Origin of the sequence: Mesorhizobium sp. M3A.F.Ca.ET.175.01.1.1, from assembly GCF_004791945.1 — a bacterium.
GTDB lineage: Bacteria > Pseudomonadota > Alphaproteobacteria > Rhizobiales > Rhizobiaceae > Mesorhizobium.
The window spans coordinates 1-350 of sequence record NZ_SRTP01000168.1 but is presented as its reverse complement, the minus strand read 5'-3'; the positions used below and the strand labels follow the sequence as shown (position 1 = coordinate 350).

The following is a 350-nucleotide window of genomic DNA, read 5'->3' as shown; positions in this document are numbered from 1 at the left end:
AAGCAGCGGATTTCATGCCGAGCGAAGCCGATATCGCCGGCATCAGGCACAATATCGAGGCCTACGAGGCGAGGCGGGCTTCGGCGCAGAAACAGGTCCGCTGGCGCGTGCCGCTGTTTGTCGGCCTGGTTATCGTCTTTGTCGGCCTCGTCGCCTGGCTGTTCAACAGCGCCGCCGACCCCAACGAGCAGTGGTTATCGACGCCGCATGTCTTTCTCTACCTTGGCGGCTTCATCGTCGCGGTGCTGCTCTATTTCCAGGCGCTCAGGCCGGCGACCCGGCTGCAGCAGTCCTTCCGCGACGCGCTCCTGCCGATCATCTTCGGCTTTGTGCGCGATGTGCGCTACCAG

At 63.4% G+C, this 350-nt stretch carries 1 pseudogene; it reads left to right on the top strand.

Annotation, left to right across the window (positions count from 1 at the left end):
- A pseudogene (locus tag EN818_RS31225) lies at positions 1–350 on the top strand (hypothetical protein); the annotation flags it as partial.